The 1,423-nt window shown below is 74.2% G+C and carries 1 protein-coding gene; it reads right to left on the bottom strand.

The window, feature by feature from the left end; translation table 11 throughout:
- Positions 1 to 14: 14 nt before the first annotated feature.
- A partial coding sequence (locus tag ENC19_RS29120; protein WP_235945216.1) for a WG repeat-containing protein occupies positions 15 to 1,423 on the bottom strand: 1,409 nt, incomplete at its 5' end.

Below are 1,423 nucleotides of genomic sequence, written 5' to 3'. Positions count from 1 at the left end.
TCGGGCCGCCGGCCTCAGAGCACCGGGTTGGCGTCGGCGAGCAGTCCGTCGATCTCGGCGACCACCGCGCCCGGGTGGTGGAACATCGGGTCGATCAACGACTCGCCGCGCCGGTCCAGGGCACCCCAGTTCCCGGCGCTGTTGGTGGCCAGGAAGGCGACCGGGTGGATCAGCAACGCCGGATGCGCCGGCGCGACGATCACCTGGCCGCTCCGGTCCACCACACCCTTGCGGCCAGCCAGGTCCACCACGGCCAGCCCCTCCTCGGTGAAGCCGTCGACGTGGTGGCCGTCGGCCAGCGTGGTGTGGAAGCCGTGGTAACGGGTCGGCACCACGATCCGGCCGGTGCGGTCGACGGCGCCCCAGCCCTCCCGGCGGACCACCGCCACACCCTTGTGGAAGGGCCGCACGTCGGCGAAACCCGGCGGCACCGCCACCGCGCCGGTGGCGTCGACGGCGTGCCAACCGCTCTCGTCGCGCACCACCCAGGCCAGGCCGTCGGAGAACGGCCGAGCCGCCAGGTAGGTCGGTTCGAGCACCGTCTCGCCGGCCAGGTTGATCAACGACCAGCGGTCGGTCTGCGGTCCGCGTACCCAGGCCAGGCCGTCCCGGAACGGCTGCGCCTCCGCGTACCGGGCGGCCACCACCATGTCGCCCTCGGCGTCCGCGTAACCCCACAGGCCCTGGCCGCCGTCGCGCGCCGGCACCGGAGTGCGGTCGCGCTCCAACACCTCGTCCCAACTGCGCGGGTACGGCCCGAAGCCGCCCTCCTCGGCTCGGCTGGCGACCGCGTCGAGGCCGGTCCGGACCCGGTCCAGCAACTCGGCGTCCTGCTCGCCGCGCAGGTCGAGAGCCCGCTCGAAGTGATGGCAGGCCTCGATCAGCCGGCCCTGGTCGTAGCAGCAGCGGGCGGCGTGCTCGTGCAGCGCGGCGCGAAGCCGGTCGGGTAGCTCGATCGAGTTGGCCTCCGCGAACAGCCGGTCGGCCTCGGCGAACTCGCCCCGCCAGCGCAGTACGTGGGCCAGCCGGGCCTGGGCGAGCGCGGCCCGGCGCAACTCACCGGTCGCCTCGGCGTAGGTCAGCGCCATTCGGCCGTCGGCCAGCGCGTCGTCCAGGTCGTTGAGGACCCGCGAGGCGACCGCGCGCAGGCTCAGCAGCCGGGCGCGGGACCGGTTGTCCAGCGCCGAGGCGAGTTTCTCGGTGAGCCGCTCCCGGACCTCGCGCAGTTCCTCCGGGTCGTCGACGGTCTCCCGCAGAGTCACCGGATCGAGACGCCAGCGGAAGCGGGCCAGCACCTGTTCGGGATCGGCCGGTGGTTCCGGTGCCGGCTCGTCGTCGGTGGCATCCGCGGCGCCCTGCTCGTCGGTGGCCGGGAGTCCGGAGTCTGCCGAGGGGTCGAGCAGCGCGTCGACCGGGCCGCTGC

It is taken from the genome of Verrucosispora sioxanthis (assembly GCF_010560025.1).
Classification (GTDB): Bacteria; Actinomycetota; Actinomycetes; order Mycobacteriales; family Micromonosporaceae; genus Micromonospora; species Micromonospora palythoicola.
The sequence above is the reverse complement of the archived record's forward strand: the minus strand, read 5'-3'. Positions and strand labels throughout refer to the sequence as shown.